15 protein-coding genes are annotated in these 16,243 nt (G+C 72.9%); 10 read left to right on the top strand and 5 right to left on the bottom strand.

What is annotated here, in order from left to right; all coding sequences use genetic code 11:
- Positions 1-26 precede the first annotated feature (26 nt).
- Positions 27-1,637, top strand: a complete 1,611-nt coding sequence (locus tag FB382_RS10920; protein ID WP_182539084.1) for a DUF3352 domain-containing protein — start codon at positions 27-29, stop codon at positions 1,635-1,637.
- Here FB382_RS10920 and ybaK read toward each other — a convergent pair.
- Both ybaK and FB382_RS10910 read right to left on the bottom strand, forming a co-directional pair.
- Positions 1,624-2,136, bottom strand: a complete 513-nt coding sequence (ybaK, locus tag FB382_RS10915) for a Cys-tRNA(Pro) deacylase (RefSeq protein ID WP_182539082.1) — start codon at positions 2,134-2,136, stop codon at positions 1,624-1,626. The two genes, FB382_RS10920 and ybaK, sit on opposite strands and share 14 nt — an antisense overlap.
- A gap of 7 nt (positions 2,137-2,143) precedes the next feature.
- Positions 2,144-2,812, bottom strand: coding sequence for an LON peptidase substrate-binding domain-containing protein (locus FB382_RS10910; protein WP_182539080.1), 669 nt, complete (start codon positions 2,810-2,812; stop codon positions 2,144-2,146).
- Positions 2,813-3,544: 732 nt separating this feature from the next.
- On the opposite strand from FB382_RS10910, the gene hisD reads away from it, so the two are divergent.
- From hisD to hisF, 7 genes are read left to right on the top strand one after another with little or no spacing between them, the layout of a single operon-like run.
- The gene (gene hisD / locus FB382_RS10905) at positions 3,545-4,879 is read left to right on the top strand and encodes a histidinol dehydrogenase (RefSeq protein ID WP_182539078.1); all 1,335 of its coding nucleotides are present in this window, start codon (positions 3,545-3,547) and stop codon (positions 4,877-4,879) included.
- On the top strand, positions 4,876-5,976 hold the full coding sequence (locus FB382_RS10900) for a histidinol-phosphate transaminase (RefSeq protein ID WP_182539076.1): 1,101 nt from the start codon (positions 4,876-4,878) through the stop codon (positions 5,974-5,976). Before hisD ends, FB382_RS10900 begins: the two co-directional genes overlap by 4 nt.
- Positions 5,973-6,572 carry an imidazoleglycerol-phosphate dehydratase HisB gene (gene hisB, locus FB382_RS10895; RefSeq protein WP_182539074.1) on the top strand — a complete coding sequence of 200 codons (600 nt, stop codon included), beginning with the start codon at positions 5,973-5,975 and terminating at the stop codon, positions 6,570-6,572. Before FB382_RS10900 ends, hisB begins: the two co-directional genes overlap by 4 nt.
- Positions 6,569-7,198, top strand: a complete 630-nt coding sequence (gene hisH, locus FB382_RS10890) for an imidazole glycerol phosphate synthase subunit HisH (RefSeq protein WP_182541471.1) — start codon at positions 6,569-6,571, stop codon at positions 7,196-7,198. Before hisB ends, hisH begins: the two co-directional genes overlap by 4 nt.
- Positions 7,195-7,524, top strand: coding sequence for a hypothetical protein (locus FB382_RS10885; protein WP_182539072.1), 330 nt, complete (start codon positions 7,195-7,197; stop codon positions 7,522-7,524). Before hisH ends, FB382_RS10885 begins: the two co-directional genes overlap by 4 nt.
- 11 nt (positions 7,525-7,535) lie before the next feature.
- Entirely contained in the window at positions 7,536-8,267 is a 732-nt protein-coding gene (gene priA / locus FB382_RS10880; protein ID WP_125038602.1) for a bifunctional 1-(5-phosphoribosyl)-5-((5-phosphoribosylamino)methylideneamino)imidazole-4-carboxamide isomerase/phosphoribosylanthranilate isomerase PriA, read from the top strand.
- Entirely contained in the window at positions 8,264-9,025 is a 762-nt protein-coding gene (hisF, locus tag FB382_RS10875; protein ID WP_182539070.1) for an imidazole glycerol phosphate synthase subunit HisF, read from the top strand. The genes priA and hisF overlap by 4 nt, the downstream gene beginning before the upstream one ends.
- 630 nt (positions 9,026-9,655) lie before the next feature.
- Here the strand turns inward: hisF and FB382_RS10870 are convergent.
- The 3 genes from FB382_RS10870 to FB382_RS10860 are packed head-to-tail and all read right to left on the bottom strand — an operon-like array spanning position 9,656 to position 12,479.
- Positions 9,656-10,771 (bottom strand): glycoside hydrolase family 6 protein, encoded by a 1,116-nt coding sequence (locus FB382_RS10870; RefSeq protein ID WP_182539068.1) that lies wholly within the window; start codon positions 10,769-10,771, stop codon positions 9,656-9,658.
- A 9-nt stretch (positions 10,772-10,780) separates the two neighbouring features.
- Entirely contained in the window at positions 10,781-11,818 is a 1,038-nt protein-coding gene (locus tag FB382_RS10865; protein WP_182539066.1) for a Vgb family protein, read from the bottom strand.
- Position 11,819: 1 nt separating this feature from the next.
- Positions 11,820-12,479 carry a TIGR03085 family metal-binding protein gene (locus tag FB382_RS10860; RefSeq protein WP_182539064.1) on the bottom strand — a complete coding sequence of 220 codons (660 nt, stop codon included), beginning with the start codon at positions 12,477-12,479 and terminating at the stop codon, positions 11,820-11,822.
- Between the two features lie 98 nt (positions 12,480-12,577).
- On the opposite strand from FB382_RS10860, the gene FB382_RS10855 reads away from it, so the two are divergent.
- A complete protein-coding gene (locus FB382_RS10855) occupies positions 12,578-14,428 on the top strand; it encodes an ABC transporter transmembrane domain-containing protein (protein WP_182539062.1) in 1,851 nt (616 codons plus the stop codon).
- Positions 14,425-16,224, top strand: coding sequence for an ABC transporter ATP-binding protein (locus tag FB382_RS10850; RefSeq protein WP_182539060.1), 1,800 nt, complete (start codon positions 14,425-14,427; stop codon positions 16,222-16,224). The genes FB382_RS10855 and FB382_RS10850 overlap by 4 nt, the downstream gene beginning before the upstream one ends.
- The last annotated feature ends 19 nt before the right edge of the window (positions 16,225-16,243 follow it).

Below are 16,243 nucleotides of genomic sequence, written 5' to 3'. Positions count from 1 at the left end.
CGCCCGCTCGACGACGGGGGTCCGCCATGTCCAGCACGCTTCCGCCCGACGGGCCCACGGGTCCCGGCACTCCCGAGTACCTCCAGCAGGGTTCCGACCCCCAGGGTCCGGGCCGTCGTCCGGCCGGCCGCACCGCGCTCGTGGCGGGTGGCGCCGTTGCGGGCCTGCTCGTGGTCGCCGGCGGGATCTGGGCCGCCACCTCGTTCTTCTCCAGCGGCCCCCAGCCGGCCGAGGCCCTGCCCGCCGGCACCATCGGCTACGCCTCGATCGACCTCGATCCCTCGGGATCGCAGAAGATCGAGGCGGTGAAGATGCTGCGGAAGTTCCCGGCGTTCACCGACCACGTGGACCTCGGCATCAAGGACGACATCCGTCGGGCGATCTTCGACGAGATCCAGAAGGAGTCGCCGTGCGAGGGCCTCGACTACGACGACGACATCGAGCCCTGGATCGGTGACCGGGCGGCGGTGGCCGCTGTCGACCTCGGCGAGGACCAGCCGAGCCCCGTCTTCGTCCTCCAGGTCAGCGACGCCGACGCGGCCGACGCGGCCCTGAAGAAGATCCAGGCCTGCACCACCGACAGCAGCTCCGGCGACACCGAGGGTGCCGGCGGCTGGTCGATCGACGGCGACTGGGCCGTGGTGGCCGAGACCGAGGACCTCGCGCAGCAGGTCGCGGACGAGGCGGCCAAGGCCTCGCTCGCCGACGACGAGGACTACCAGCACTGGATGGACGAGGTCGGCGACGCCGGCATCATCAACCTGTACGCCGCCCCCGCGGCAGGCAGCTACCTCGCCGACAACCTGGGCGGCTTCGGGCCGATGGGCGGCACCGCTCCGTCCGAGGCGACCGGCGCTCTCAAGAACTTCAAGGGGATGGCCGCGACGCTGCGCTTCGACGGGGGTGCGCTGGAGTTCGAGGTCGCCGGCGACCCGGGCGTCGACCAGGGGCAGTTCCTCGGCGGCGACCAGGGCGACGACGCGATCGCGAGCCTGCCCGAGGACACGGCCGCGGCGATCGGCGCCTCGTTCGGCAAGGGCTGGTTCTCCGGCATCGCGGACCAGCTGGCGGCGTACTCCGGCAGCGACATGAGTGCGCAGGAGTTCCTCGACGACATGTCCCAGCAGTCCGGTCTCGACCTGCCCGATGACGTGGAGACGCTCGTGGGCGACTCGATCGCCGTCTCGATCGGCAGCGACTTCGACCCCGAGACGTTCTTCAACTCCACCAACGGCGACGGGGTGCCGGTCGCGGCCAAGGTCAAGGGCGACCCGGCCGCGATCGAGGACGTGCTGGCCAAGCTGCAGGGCCAGATGGGCACCGAGGAGGGCGCCTTCGTCGGGTCTGACAGCGACGGCGACTGGATCGCGATCGGTCCCGACGCCGACTACCGGAAGCAGGTGCTCGACGGGGGCAGCCTGGGCGACTCGGCGGTCTTCAAGGACGTCGTCCCCGATGCCGGCAAGGCCTCGCTGATCATCTTCGTCAACTTCGACGCGGGCGACGGCTGGCTGGTCAAGGCCGTTGGCGACGACCAGGAGACTGCCGACAACCTCGAGCCGCTGGGTGGGCTGGGCATGAGCGCGTGGCGCGACGGCGACACCTCGCACGCGGTGCTGCGCCTCACCACCGACTGATCGCGGCCACCGTCGCGGACGTCACCGACACCAGGTCGGCCGGCGAGAGCCCCAGGTCGAGGCCACGCCGGCCGGCCGACACGTAGACGACCGCGTGGTCGAGCGCGGTCGCGTCGACCACGGTCGGGTGCGCCCGCTTCTGGCCGAGGGGAGAGATGCCCCCGACGACGTACCCGGTGGCGCGCTCGGCCGCGGTCTTGTCAGCCATCTCGGCCCTGCTGCCGCCCAGGGCACGGGCGAGCGCCTTGAGGTCCAGCTGCGCCGACACCGGGACGATCCCGACCGCGAGGCGGGCGCGTTGTCCTGAGCCTGTCGAAGGGTGGACCGTGGCCAGCAGGGTCTTGAAGACGCAGGCGGGGTCGAGCCCCAGCGCCTCGGCCGCCTCGAGACCGTAGGACTGGGCCCGCGGGTCGTGCGCGTAGTCGTGCAGGGTGAACGCGACACCGGCCCGCGTCAGGGCGACGGTGGCCGGGGTGCCGCCTGAGGACTTCTTCGCCATGGGCGTCCTAGTTGGGGGACCACCGCGTGCGGGCCACCTCGGTGGCCGGCAGCGACGGGATGACGTTCATGGCCCGCAGCTCCGAGCGGAGCAGGTCGGTGACCATCACCAGCCGCAGCGAGGCGTCCTCGGCCTCGAGCAGCGCCTGGCGCTCCGACATGGGCAGCGGGGCGACCGCCGCCAGGGTCCAGGAGAGGTACGTCGGGTCCTTGGGCAGGCTGCCGGTGTAGGGGTCGCTGCGGATGTCGGTCAGCGCCGCCCGGTAGGCGGTGAACGTGGCGCGCGCCCGCTCGAGGATCTCCTCGGCGACCGGGAGGTACTCCGGCTCGGGGCGGGGGAGGACATGCCCGACCGGGAACGTGCCCGTCGTGTCCAGGCGCTCCAGCTCGATCCGCTCCAGCCCGACGGCGACGATGTCGAAGGTCCCGTCGGCGTGCGACTCGACCTCGGTCAGCTGGACCTTGCAGCCCACCCGGAACAACGACTGCGCCCCGTGGTCGCCGACCTCGTAGCCCTCACGGATCCCGACCGACCCGAAGACCCGCTCGGCCGGGTCGTCGACGCGCAGCAGGTGGTGCACCATCGCGCGGTAGCGGTCCTCGAAGACCGTCAGCGGCACACTGACCCCCGGGAACAGCACCGCGTTGAGCGGGAACATCGGGAGAGTCGTGCTCACACGACCAACCTAGGCGATCGCGCCAGCTTCGCTGGCGCGGCTCGCTTGTCGCCCGCTTCGCGGGCCGGTTGCCGCTGCGCGGGGTTGCCTTCCCGGGAGGTCGGGCTACGGGGTGGGGCCGACGGGGCGCTCCCACGGTCCCCTCGCGAGTCCCTTGGGTCGCCGTGTCGCCGCTACAGGTGGTTTCCTTCCGTGTTCGCCGTCGGCGGCGCCACGCCGACCTTTTACGGGACCTCGCGAGGGGCCCGCGTGCTCGCCCCGCCGTCCCCGGGCCGTCCCCGGGCTCTCGGGCGGGCGGGGAACAAGGTCCGGTCGACCACCGTGGCTGCGCTGCCGCAGGACAGGGGACATGCCGCGTCAGCCCAAGACGAGTCAGGTGGCGACCCTTGACCCCCGCCCGCCCGGGAGCCGGGCGGCGAGCCGTGGGGACGGGCGGGCGCGCACGCGGCGACGATGCGAGGTCCCGTCAAAGGGAGGCGCGGCGCCGCCCAGCGGCGGCCCGGCAGGAAACCCACGCCGTGGCGAGCGACGCGGCGAGCATAGGGACTCGCATCGTCGACGTGGGAGCGACCGTCCGGCCCCACCACCCCGCGCCGAGATGTCCCGGGAAGGCAGCCCCGCGCAGCGGCAACCCGCCCGCGAAGCGGGCGACAAGCAACCAACCCGCGCAGCGGCCCGTCCATGCGTCGTCGCCGGTTCGGGCGCGGCGAGCCGCGTCCGTAGAATCAGGGCATGATTCGCCGGATCGACCTGCGTGGAGCCGCCGCCGAGGGCGCGGCTCCCGTCGACTACCGCGCCGCCGTGCCGCGCGCCGAGTTCGACGTCGAGGCCGCGACCCATGCCGTCCTCCCGATCATCGAGGCGGTACGCACGCGCGGGCTCGACGCGATCCGCGAGCTGACCGAGAAGTTCGACGGCGTCGTCGTCGAGGACATCCGCGTGCCTCAGGCCGCGCTCGACTCCGCCCTCGCCGAGCTCGACCCGGCGATCCGCGCCGGCCTCGAGGAGTCGGTCCGCCGGCTCCGCGCCACCTGCGAGGCCGAGCTCGAGCACGACGTCACCACCGAGCTGGGCGACGGCGCCCGGGTGACCCACCGCAAGGTGCCGGTCGACCGCGTCGGCCTCTACGTCCCAGGTGGCCTCGCACCACTGGTCTCCAGCGTGCTCATGAACGTCGTCCCCGCCCAGACCGCGGGGGTCACCTCGATCGCGCTGGCCTCGCCTCCCCAGAAGGAGTTCGGGGGGCTGCCGCACCCGACGATCCTGGCTGCGTGCGCGCTGCTCGGCGTCGAGGAGGTCTACGCCGTGGGCGGTGCCCAGTCGATCGCGATGTTCGCGCTCGGCACCGGTCCGTGCCGTCGCGTCGACCTGGTCACCGGTCCGGGCAACATCTACACCGTCACGGCCAAGCGGCTGCTCAAGGGCGAGGTCGGCATCGACTCCGAGGCCGGCCCCACCGAGATCGCGATCCTGGCCGACGACAGCGCCGATGCGTCGTACGTCGCCGCCGACCTGGTCAGCCAGGCCGAGCACGACCCGCTGGCCGGCGCCGTGCTCGTCACGCCCTCCGAGCGGCTGGCGGGCGAGGTCGAGGCCGAGCTGGACAAGCAGGTCTTCGCGACCAAGCACACCGACCGGATCACCACGGCCCTGTCCGGGGCGCAGTCGGGCATCGTCCTGGTCGACGACCTCGAGCAGGGCCTCGACGTGGTCAACGCGTATGCCGCGGAGCACCTCGAGATCCACACCGAGGACGCTGCCGGCTGGGCGGCCCGGGTCCGCAACGCGGGCGCGATCTTCGTCGGCCCGCACGCGCCGGTGTCGCTGGGTGACTACTGCGCCGGGTCCAACCACGTCCTGCCCACGGGTGGCTGCGCGTGCCACTCCTCGGGTCTGTCGGTGCGCGCGTTCACCAAGTCGGTGCACGTCGTGGACTACTCCCGCGAGGCCCTCGCCGAGGTGGCTGACCACGTCATCACCCTCGCCGAGGCCGAGGACCTGCCGGGTCACGGTGCCGCGGTCCGCGTCCGGTTCCCCTCGGTCGTCGAGCCTGTCGAGACGTCATGACCGACTTCCCGCCGCTCCGCGAGGAGCTGCGCGGCCTGGCGCCCTACGGCGCCCCGCAGCTCGACCTGCCCGTGCAGCTCAACGTCAACGAGAACCCCTACGGCCCCTCGCCGGCCTGCGTCGCGGACATCGCGACCGCGGTCGCCGAGGCCGCGGGGTCGCTCAACCGCTACCCCGACCGCGAGTTCACCGAGCTCCGGACCGCGCTGGCCGGCTACCTCTCGCGCGACACCCCGCACGGCATCGCGCCCGAGCAGGTGTGGGCCGCCAACGGCTCCAACGAGGTCATGCTCCAGCTGCTCCAGGCGTTCGGCGGCCCGGGGCGCACGGCGCTGAGCTTCGCGCCGACGTACTCCATGTATCCCGAGTACGCCCGGGACACGATGACCGAGTGGGTCACCGGCCACCGCGAGAGCGACTTCTCCCTCGACCTCGACAAGGCGCACGCCCTGGTCGAGGAGGTCCGGCCGAGCGTCGTGCTGCTCCCGTCACCGAACAACCCGACGGGCACGGCCCTGCCGCCCGAGGCGGTGGCGGGCCTGTGTGAGGCCGTCGGCGACGGCGGCGTGCTGGTCGTCGACGAGGCGTACGGCGAGTTCCGCCGCAGCGGCACCCCCAGCGCCCTCGAGCTGCTGCCGGACCACCGCAACCTGGTCGTGTCGCGCACGATGTCCAAGGCGTTCGCGCTGGCCGGCGCCCGGCTCGGCTACCTCGCCGCGGCCCCGGAGATCTGCGACGCGATCCGCGTCGTACGCCTGCCGTACCACCTCTCCGCCGTCACCCAGGCGGTCGCGCTCGCGGCCCTGCGGCACGCCCCCGAGCTGCTCGGCCGGGTCGACGACCTGCGCACCGAGCGGGACGCGACCGTGGCCTGGCTGCGCGAGCAGGGGCACACCGTCGCCGACAGCGACGCCAACTTCGCGTTGTTCGGGACGTTCGCGGACCGTCATGCTGTCTGGAAGGGTCTGGTCGACCGGGGTGTGCTGATCCGCGAGGTCGGACCCGATGGCTGGCTCCGCGTCTCGATCGGCACCCCCGCGGAGATGACCGCGTTCAAGCAGGCACTCACAGCAGTCACGGAAGAGGGACTCACATGAGCAGGACCGCCCGCCTCGAGCGGCAGACCAGCGAGTCGAAGGTGCTCGTCGAGGTCGACCTGGACGGCTCCGGCCGCCACGACATCTCGACCGGTGTCGGCTTCTACGACCACATGCTCACCGCCTTCGCCCGGCACGCCCTGCTCGACCTGACGGTCCAGACCGAGGGCGACCTGCACATCGACGCGCACCACACCGTCGAGGACACCGCGATCGTGCTCGGCCAGGCGCTGCGCGAGGCGCTCGGCGACAAGGTCGGCATCCGCCGCTTCGGCGACGCGACCGTGCCGCTCGACGAGGCGCTCGTCCAGGCCGTCGTCGACGTGTCGGGTCGTCCCTACTGCGTGCACACGGGGGAGCCCGAGGGCCAGCAGTACGTCGTCCTCGGCGGCGACTATCTCGGCTCGCTGACCCGTCACGTCTTCGAGACGCTGGCCTTCCACGCCCACATCGCCCTGCACGTGCGGGTCCTGGCCGGCCGCGAGCCGCACCACATCGTGGAGACGCAGTTCAAGGCGTTCGCCCGGGCGTTCCGCGACGCGGTCGCGCTCGACCCGCGCGAGACCGGCATCCCCTCGACCAAGGGCGCGCTCTGAGCACGGTCGCCGTCCTGGACTACGGCTCGGGCAACCTCCGCTCGGCCGTCCGCGCGGTCGAGCGCGCCGGCGCCACGGCCGTGCTGACCTCGGACTTCCAGACCTGCCTGGACGCCGACGGCCTGCTCGTGCCGGGTGTGGGCGCCTACGCCGCGTGCATGGCCGGGTTGCGTGCCATCAAGGGGGACCGGCTGATCGGCCGCCGCCTCGCCGGCGGTCGTCCGGTGCTCGGCATCTGCGTCGGCATGCAGGTGCTGTTCGAGCGCGGGGTCGAGCACGGCGTGGAGACCGAGGGCTGCGACGAGTGGCCCGGCGTCGTGGAGCGCCTCCAGGCCCCCGTCGTGCCCCACATGGGCTGGAACACCGTCGAGGTCCCCGAGGGGTCGACGCTGTTCGCCGGCGTCGAGGACGAGCGGTTCTACTTCGTGCACTCCTACGGCGTCCGCGACTGGACCCTTGTCACCAACGACCGCACGCGCGCGCCACTGGTGACCTGGGCCGAGCACGGTGGCGACCGCTTCGTCGCCGCGGTCGAGAACGGCCCGCTCACGGCCACCCAGTTCCACCCGGAGAAGTCCGGGGACGCCGGTGCCGCCCTCCTGCACAACTGGGTGGGGACCCTGTGAGCAAGGAGCGCGCCCGACGCCGCGAGGAGCGCGAGCGGGAGGCCGCCGTGCTCGCCGCCGCCCGGGCCGCCGAGGCCGAGCGGCGTGAGCGCCGCGACGCGCGCCGCGCCGTCCTGACCTCCAGACTGCCCCGGCGCCGCCCCCGGCAGACCGGCATCCTCGCCCAGCGGCGTCGCCGCCAGACCGGCGCGACGATCGCGCTGCTCCTGCTGCTCAACATCCTGGTCTGGCTCTTCGTCCCCGAGTGGTCCGCCCGCGTCGGTGCGCTGATCGTCTCGATCCTGGCCGCCCCCGTCCTGTACACCATGCTGTTCCGCCGCACCTAGGAAGAAGCCCCATGTCCTACCTCCAGCTCCTCCCCGCCGTCGACATCACCGAGGGCCGGGCCGTCCAGCTCGCCCAGGGCGTCGCCGGCTCCGAGCGCGTGTACGGCGACCCCGTGGCCGCCGCCCGCCGGTGGCAGGACGCCGGCGCCGAGTGGCTGCACCTCGTCGACCTCGACGCGGCGTTCGGCCGCGGCACCAACCGCGAGCTGCAGGCCGAGATCGTCGGCGCCCTCGACATCCAGGTGGAGATGAGCGGCGGCATCCGTGACGACGAGTCGCTCGCGGCCGCGCTGGCCACCGGCTGCCGCCGGGTCAACATCGGCACCGCCGCGCTCGAGCAGCCGGAGTGGTGCGCCAAGGTGATCGCCGAGCACGGCGACCGGATCGCCATCGGGCTCGACGTACGCGGTCGCACCCTCGCCGCCCGCGGCTGGACCCAGGAGGGCGGCGACCTCTACGAGACGTTGGCCCGCCTCGACGCCGAGGGCTGCGCGCGCTACGTCGTCACCGACGTCAACAAGGACGGCATGCTCGCCGGCCCCAACCTCCAGCTGCTGCGCGACGTCTGCGCGGTGACCTCCGCGCCGGTCATCGCCTCGGGCGGCGTCACCACCCTCGACGACATCCGCGCCCTGATGGAGCTGGTGCCCGAGGGCGTCGAGGGCGCGATCGCCGGCACGGCGCTCTACGAGGGTCGCTTCACCCTCGAGGACGCGCTGGCCCTCACCAAGGGCACCGCATGAGCCTGGCCGTCCGGGTGATCCCGTGCCTCGACGTCGACGCCGGGCGCGTGGTGAAGGGGATCAACTTCAAGGAGCTCCGCGACGCCGGTGACCCGGTCGAGCTGGCCCGCACCTACGACGCCGAGGGCGCCGACGAGCTGACCTTCCTCGACATCTCCGCCTCCCACGAGGGACGGGCCACCACGATGGAGATCGTCTCGCGCACCGCCGAGGAGGTCTTCATCCCGTTGACCGTCGGCGGGGGCGTGTCCTCGGTCGAGGACGTCGACCGGCTGCTGCGCGCCGGCGCCGACAAGGTCGCGGTCAACACCGCGGCGATCCGGCGCCCCGAGCTGGTCGCTGAGATCGCCGACCGGTTCGGCAACCAGGTCCTCGTGCTGTCCGTGGATGCCCGCCGGGCGCCGGGCACCGACTCCGGCTTCGAGGTCACCACCCACGGTGGCCGCGAGTCCGCCGGCCTCGACGCCATCGCCTGGGCCGTCCGCGCCACCGAGCTGGGCGCGGGCGAGATCCTGCTCAACGCGATGGACGCCGACGGCACCCAGGACGGCTTCGACCTCGACCTGATCCGCGCCGTCCGCCGCGAAGTCACCATCCCGGTCATCGCCTCCGGCGGCGCCGGCCGTGCCGAGCACTTCGCCCCGGCCGTCGACGCCGGAGCCGACGCGGTCCTCGCGGCCACGGTCTTCCACTTCGGCACGCTCCGGATCGCTGACGTGAAGTCAGCGCTCGCCTCTGCGGGACATCCCGTTCGCTGACGGGTGTCGCCCGCTTCGCGGGTTGCCGCTGCGCGGGGCTGCCTTCCCGGGACAGTCTCGGCGCGGGGTGGTGGGGCCGGGCGTTCGCTCCCACGTCGACGACGCGAGTCCCTATGCTCGCCGCGTCGCTCGCCACGGCGTGGTTTCCTGCCGGGCCGCCGCTGGGCGGCGCCGCGCCTCCCTTTGACGGGACCTCGCATCGTCGCCGCGTGCGCGCCCGCCCGTCCCCACGGCTCGCCGCCCGGCTCCCGGGCGGGCGGGGGTCAAGGGTCGCCACCTGACCCGTTCCGCGCTGACGCGGAATGTCCCCTGTCTTGCGGCAGCGCAGCCACGGTGGTCGACCGGACCTTGTTCCCCGCCCGCCCGAGAGCCCGGGGACGGCCCGGGGACGGCGGGGCGAGCACGCGGGCCCCTCGCGAGGTCCCGTAAAAGGTCGGCGTGGCGCCGCCGACGGCGAACACGGAAGGAAACCGCCTGTAGCGGCGACACGGCGACCCCAGGGACTCGCGAGGGGACCGTGGGAGCGCCCCGTCGGCCACACCCCGAAGCCCGACCTCCCGGGAAGGCAGCCCCGCGCAGCGGAAATCCGCCCGCGAAGCGGGCGACAAGCAACCAAGCCGCGTCAGCGGCCTACTGCCAAGGAGTCGTCCGCGCCAGCGTCAGCGCCCGCTTCATCACGAACGGGCTCGCCTGCTCGAAGAGCCAGGGCCGGCCGAACCACAGGTAGCCGTCGGCGTACGCCGCCGCCTTGAGGCGTTGCCCGAGGGTCAGGCCCCAGGCCGGGTTGGCGACGTCGGTCGTCGGCGGGATGCCGAGGGTGACGCAGTGGTGCTGGGTCTTGTCCTGGCAGGCGTAGGCGTTGTCGAAGTCGGGGCCCTTGTAGGTGTAGCCGCGGAAGGGCTGGCCGTTGGAGGAGGTGTTGACGACGAAGTGCTTGTCGAGGATGCCCTTCTCCGCGAGGGCCTGCGCCACGGCGGCGCCGTACTCCACCTCCTCGGCGACCGAGTCGTAGTGGGTGGAGTTGAAGGCGAAGCCGCGGACCATGCTGATCCCCGCGGGCATCAGGATCTTCAGGGCGGTCTTGGGGTTGCTGCGGTTCCAGTCGGCGGCGCCGGCGTCGATGTAGATCGTGGTGTTCGGGTTGGCGCTGAAGGTCTTCGCGGCGTAGCGGATCATGCGCGACGGCAGCTTCGAGCCGTTCTTGGCGCAGAGCGCGAAGGGACCGTCGGGCTGAAGGATCATCGCGACGTACGTCGATCCGATGGCGGCCGCCGCGTTGCGCACCCACTTCTTGTAGCTCGCGACCTCCGCGGTGGTGGGCAGCCGGTTGCAGACCCGGTCGTTGCCCTCCCACGGGACCATCCGGAAGATCGCCATCTGCACCATCACGTCCGGGTCGCCGCCTGTGGCGCTGGCGACGAGCTTGTGGATGCGGTCGGCGATGTCCCGGTCGGGGACCCACTTGCCGTACCACTGCGCCTTGGGCTGCAGCACGATCTTGTCGAGCAGCTCCTTCTTGCGCCCGGTCGCCTTCGTCCACGGCTCCCAGGCCATGTCCTGCGGGCCGAGGTAGACGCCCCACGGGTGGGCGGCGAGTGGGTTGCCGGGGAGGGGGATGATCGGCCCCGCCGCGGCCGAGGTGTGGTCCGGCGGGGTGAGGGTCAGCGGCAGCGCAACGCCCAGAACCGCCACGCCGATGCGACGCAGGACCCGGGACAGCGCACCCGAAGGGGGGTTGGGGAGCACCCGAAAATGCTAGCGGCGCAGCAGCCCCAGCGGGACGGAATAGAGCCGACGGACCTCGGGATGTGACACCACGAGGGTGTCGCCGACGATGGCCGCGGCGACGTTCTCGGTGGTGGGTCCGGCCTCGTCGAGGACGAGCGGGTCGCCGATCGTCCGGGTGGTCGTGTCGATGCGGCGCACCGTGGGCCCGACCTGGCCCACGACGTAGACGTCGTTGCCGTCGGCGACCACGGCGTCGGCGTGGTCGACGGGGAAGCGCGCGATCACCTTGCCGGTGACCTCGTCCACGCCGATCACCCGCGACTGGACCGTGCAGGTCACCCAGACGACGTGGTCTACCCAGGCAAGTCCTTGCGGCGTGAGGCACTGGTTGTCGAGCGGGATCGTGCGGGGCTCGTAGTCGCTGCACTCGGGGAGGTGGGCCGCGCAGTCGTGGACGAGCAGCAGCCGGGTGAGGGACGCGTCGACGTAGTCGGCGACCCACGCGCCCTGGTCGCCGAGCGCGACGAGCCGGGGACCGGCGCCCGTGGGGACGGCCTCGACGACGGCGCCGGACGCGGGGTCGACGCGCAGGACCCGGTCGTGGGCCTGGTCGACCACCCAGAGGGAGGTGCCGTCCCAGGCCAGCCCCTCCGGCTCACTGCCGGTCGGCTTGAGGTGCACGGTCAGGTCCACCTCTTCGGTGTCCGGGTCGATCCGGACGAGGGTGCCGTCGCGGATCACGCTCACCCAGACACCGGCGGGCGTCGCGACCAGCCGGAGCGGTGCGCTGCCCACCGGGACCTCGTGGCCGTGCTCGGTCAGGAGGCTGCCAGAGTCGGGCAGGGCTGCCCAGGCATGGGAGCCGACGGCCTCGACGCCGACCGGCCGGTCGGGGACGTCGGTGACGGTGACGCCGGCCGGGGGAGCGAAGGTGGGCTCGTCGGAGACCACGTCGGAGGAGCCGGCGGGGGAGCCCGGCTCGGCGACCCCCGGGTCGGCGTCGGTCGACGTGCAGCCCGCGAGCAGGAGGCCCGACAGCGCGGCGACCGCCAGCAGGGCCCGCACGTCAGAAACCCAGCTCGGCGCGCCGCAGCGCCGCGATCCGGTCGGGCGGTCCGGAGAACTCCACGTCGCGGAACTCGGCGCGACCGAAGAGGAACATCACCAGCTCCGACGGGAGCCCGCGCACCACGACCGGATCGTCGCCGCGCCGCAGGGTCGCGTGCGCGTCGGTGTCGGACCGCTCGATGCGCACCGGCACACCGGCCGGCCGCACCAGGCCCCGGCCGCCGAGGCGGATCGCGCGCCACAGCCGAGAGCGGTCGCTCTCGCTGAGGTCCCGCGGCTCCCACCCGGGCTGCGCCCGGCGCAGGTCCTCGTGGTGGACGAAGTACTCCAGGGTGTTGAACGCGACGTCCACCGGCGGCAGGGCGTACGGCGTGAGGCCGGGCCGGCGCAACCGCTCCACGAGCACCGCGAAGTCGCGGCGGCCGACACGCTCCATCGCCTTCTCGGTCAGCACCTCCAGCCCGGGGACCGCGATGCCGGTCGCCCCCAGCGGGCTGTGCTCGCGCACCAGGCAGTGCTCGACCAGCTGCTTGGCCGTCCAGTCGCCGCACAGCGTCGGGGCGTCCTCGCCGACGGCCAGCGCGGTGTCGCACATCGCGACCCGCTCCCGCCGTGCGAGCGACGTACTGCCCGTGAGCGCGCTCAGGGAGAGGGTCATGGCGGTGATCGTAGGGCCGATGCCGGGCCGCGCGGGAGGAAGCAGGACGCAACCCCCGGGAATGGGGTGCCGTCGGTGTCGCCGACTACCCTGAGCCAGTGGCAGATGAACGGGTGGAGCGTCGCGCCGCGACGACGCGTCAGGGCTTCTCGGTGCTCCTGGTGGCGATCCGTCGCGAGCCCTGGATCTTCACCCTGTCCGCGGTCGGGAGCCTGCTCTTCGGCGCGTTGACCGTGGCCGACGCCTGGGTGCTCGGCTGGTCCACCGACCACGTCGTGCTGCCGGCTTTCAAGAACGGCGAGATCGGCAACGGCCTGCTCGTCGCGATCCTCGCGCTCTTCGTCGGCGTGGCCATCCTGCGGGCGATCGGCATCGTGGCGCGCCGCCTGGGCGCCGGCGTCATGCAGTACCGCATGCAGGCCCACACCCGCCGCGCCGTGACGCGTCAGTACCTCTCCCTCCCCATGGAGTGGCACCAGCGGCACCCCACCGGGCAGCTGCTCTCCAACGCCAACTCCGACGTCGAGGCGGCCTGGGGCCCGATCGCGCCGCTGCCGATGGCGGTCGGCACGGTCGCGATGATGGTGATCGCGGTCGTCCAGATGTTCGCCGCCGACCTGGTCCTGGCGTTCGTCGGCCTGCTCGTCTTCCCGCTCGTCATCGCCGCCAACATCGTCTACCAGCGGGTCGCGTCGCCGCTGATGACCCGGGCGCAGCAGCTGCGCGCCGAGGTCAGCGAGGTCGCCCACGAGTCCTTCGACGGCGCGATGGTCGTCAAGACCCTGGGCCGCGAGGGCGAGGAGACCGCACGCTTCGCGGAGAAGGCCCACGAGCTGCGCGACGTCAACATCCGCGCCGGCCGGATCCGCGCCGCCTTCGACCCTGTCCTGGCCGCCCTGCCGAGCTTCGGCGTCCTCGTCGTGCTGGCCGTGGGCGTCGACCGGGTGATGAGCGGTGCCACCGCGGCCGGCGACGTCGTCACCGTCGCCTACCTGCTCACCATCGTGTCCTTCCCGATCCGCTCGATCGGCTGGCTGCTCGGCGAGTTCCCGCGCAGCGTCGTGGGCTACCGCCGGGTGCGCCAGGTGCTGGACGCGACCGGCGAGATGCCCTTCGGCGAGACCCCCGCCCCGTCGGGCGACGACCCGGCCGGCGCCCACCTGGTCGTCGACCACCTCAGCTACTCCTACGTCCCCGACCAGTCGCTGCTGTCCGACGTGAGCTTCGAGGTGCAGCCCGGCCGGACGGTCGCCATCGTCGGCGCCACGGCGTCCGGCAAGAGCACCCTGACCACCCTGATGACCCGTCTCGTCGACCCCGACGGCGGCCGCATCCTCGTCGACGGGGTGGACCTCCGCGACCTGGCGCGGGGCGAGCTCGCCGCCGCGATGGCCGTGGTCCCGCAGACGGCCTTCCTCTTCGACGACACCGTGCGCGGCAACGTCACCCTCGCCCACGACGACGATGCGACCATCTCCGACGACGAGGTCTGGGCGGCGCTGCGCGCGGCGCAGGCCGACGGCTTCGTCGCGGCCCTGCCCCACGGGCTCGACACCCGCCTCGGCGAGCGCGGTACGTCGCTCTCCGGTGGCCAGCGGCAGCGCATCTCGCTGGCCCGCGCGCTGGTCCGCCGGCCGCGGGTGCTGATCCTCGACGACGCCACGTCCGCGGTCGACCCCGAGGTCGAGGCCCGGATCCTGGCCGCCCTGCGCGACGGCGACCGCGGCACCACCCTCGTCGTCGTGGCCTACCGCAAGGCGACCATCGGGCTGGCCGACGAGGTGGTCCACCTCGAGGACGGCCGGATCGCCGACCGCGGCACCCATGCCGAGCTGCTGCGCCGCAGCAGCTCCTACGCCCACCTCGTCAACGCCTACGAGCAGCACGCGGAGCACGCCGGGCTGGCCGGGCACGCCGGCGAGACCGAGATGGCGGGGGACGCCTCATGACCACGCTCGCCCCCGACGGCACCCGCATGGAGACCGGCGAGGACCTGCCGGCCCTCGAGACGATCCGCCGCGGCGTCCACCACTCGCCCGAGCTGCGCGAGGGCATCGGGATCACCCTGCTGCTGGCCGTGCTCGCCAGCATCGGGCAGGTGGTCGTGCCGATCGCCGTCCAGCAGACCCTCGACCACGGCCTCGACGCCGCCGGCGGCCCCAACCTGCGCTTCACGGTCCTGATGGGGATCGGGGCCGCGGTCGCGCTGGCGGTGACCAGCTGGGCGTCGTACGCCATGACCAGCCGGCTGTTCACCAGCTCCGAGCGCGGCCTGGCCACGCTGCGGATCAAGGCGTTCCGCCACGTCCACGACCTGCCGCTCCTCACCCAGAACACCGAGCGCCGCGGCGCCCTGGTCTCGCGCGTCACCAGCGACGTCGACCAGGTCAGCCAGTTCCTGGTCTTCGGCGGCCTGATCTTCGTGGTCAGCGTCGGCCAGATCCTGGTCGCGACGGTCCTGATGGTGATCTACAGCTGGCAGCTCGCGATCGTCGTGTGGGTCTGCTTCGCGCCGCTGTTCCTCTCGCTGCGCTACTTCCAGCGCAAGCTGTCCGACGCCTACGGCACGGTCCGCCGCCAGGTCGGCGTGATGCTGTCCGCGATCTCCGAGCCCGTCGTCGGCGCCGCGGTCGTCCGCTCGTACGCCGTCGAGGACCGCACCCAGCGCCGCATCGACACCGCGATCAGCACCTACCAGGCCGCCAGCACCCGCGCCCAGGGCTTCACGGCGTTCTCGTTCTCCCTCGGCGGCATCTCGGCCGGCCTGGCCAACGCCGGGGTTCTCATCGTCGGCATCTGGCTCGGCTTCGCCGGCGACATCACCGCCGGCAAGGTGCTCGCCTTCGCGTTCCTCGTCTCGCTGTTCGTCGGTCCCGTCCAGATGGGCACCCAGATCCTCACCGACGCCCAGAACGCCATCGCCGGCTGGCGCCGCGTGATCGGCATCCTCGACACCCCGGCCGACCTGGTCGACCCCGGCAGCGACGGCCAGGTGCTGCCGCGGGGCCCCATCGACGTGCACTTCGAGGACGTCACGTTCTCCTACCCCGGCGGGCCGCCGGTGCTGCGCGACGTGACGATGGAGATCGCCGCGGGCCGCCGCGTCGCGATCGTGGGGGAGACCGGCTCGGGCAAGTCGACCTTCGCCAAGCTCCTCACCCGGCTGATGGACCCGGCCGAGGGTGCCGTGCTGCTCGACGGCGTCGACGTCCGCGAGATCGCGCAGGTCTCGCTGCGGCGCAGCGTGGTGCTGGTGCCGCAGGAGGGGTTCCTCTTCGACGACACCATCGCCGCCAACGTCCGCTACGGCCGGCTGGGCGCCACCGAGGCCGAGATCCTCGCCAGCGCCGACCAGCTCGGTCTCGGCGACTGGGTCGCCGGGCTGCCGCGGGGGCTGGAGACCCGCGTGGGCCAGCGTGGCGAGTCGTTGTCGGCCGGCGAGCGCCAGCTCGTCGCGCTGCTGCGTGCCCACCTCGCCGACCCCGACCTGCTCGTGCTCGACGAGGCCACCAGCGCGGTCGACCCCGCCCTGGAGATGCGCATCGGCCGCGCCCTCGAGACCCTCATGAGCGGCCGCACCTCGGTCACGATCGCCCACCGCCTCTCCACCGCCGAGAGCGCCGACGAGGTCGTCGTGGTCGACAAGGGCCGGATCGTCCAGCGCGGTCCTCACCGCCAGCTGGTCGCCGAGGACGGCGTCTACGCCGGCCTGCACGCCAGCTGGGTCAGTCAACAGGGCTCGTGACCCACCCGCGATACTGGAG

Source organism: Nocardioides ginsengisegetis, from assembly GCF_014138045.1.
Lineage (GTDB): Bacteria > Actinomycetota > Actinomycetes > Propionibacteriales > Nocardioidaceae > Nocardioides > Nocardioides ginsengisegetis.
The sequence above is the reverse complement of the archived record's forward strand: the minus strand, read 5'-3'. Positions and strand labels throughout refer to the sequence as shown.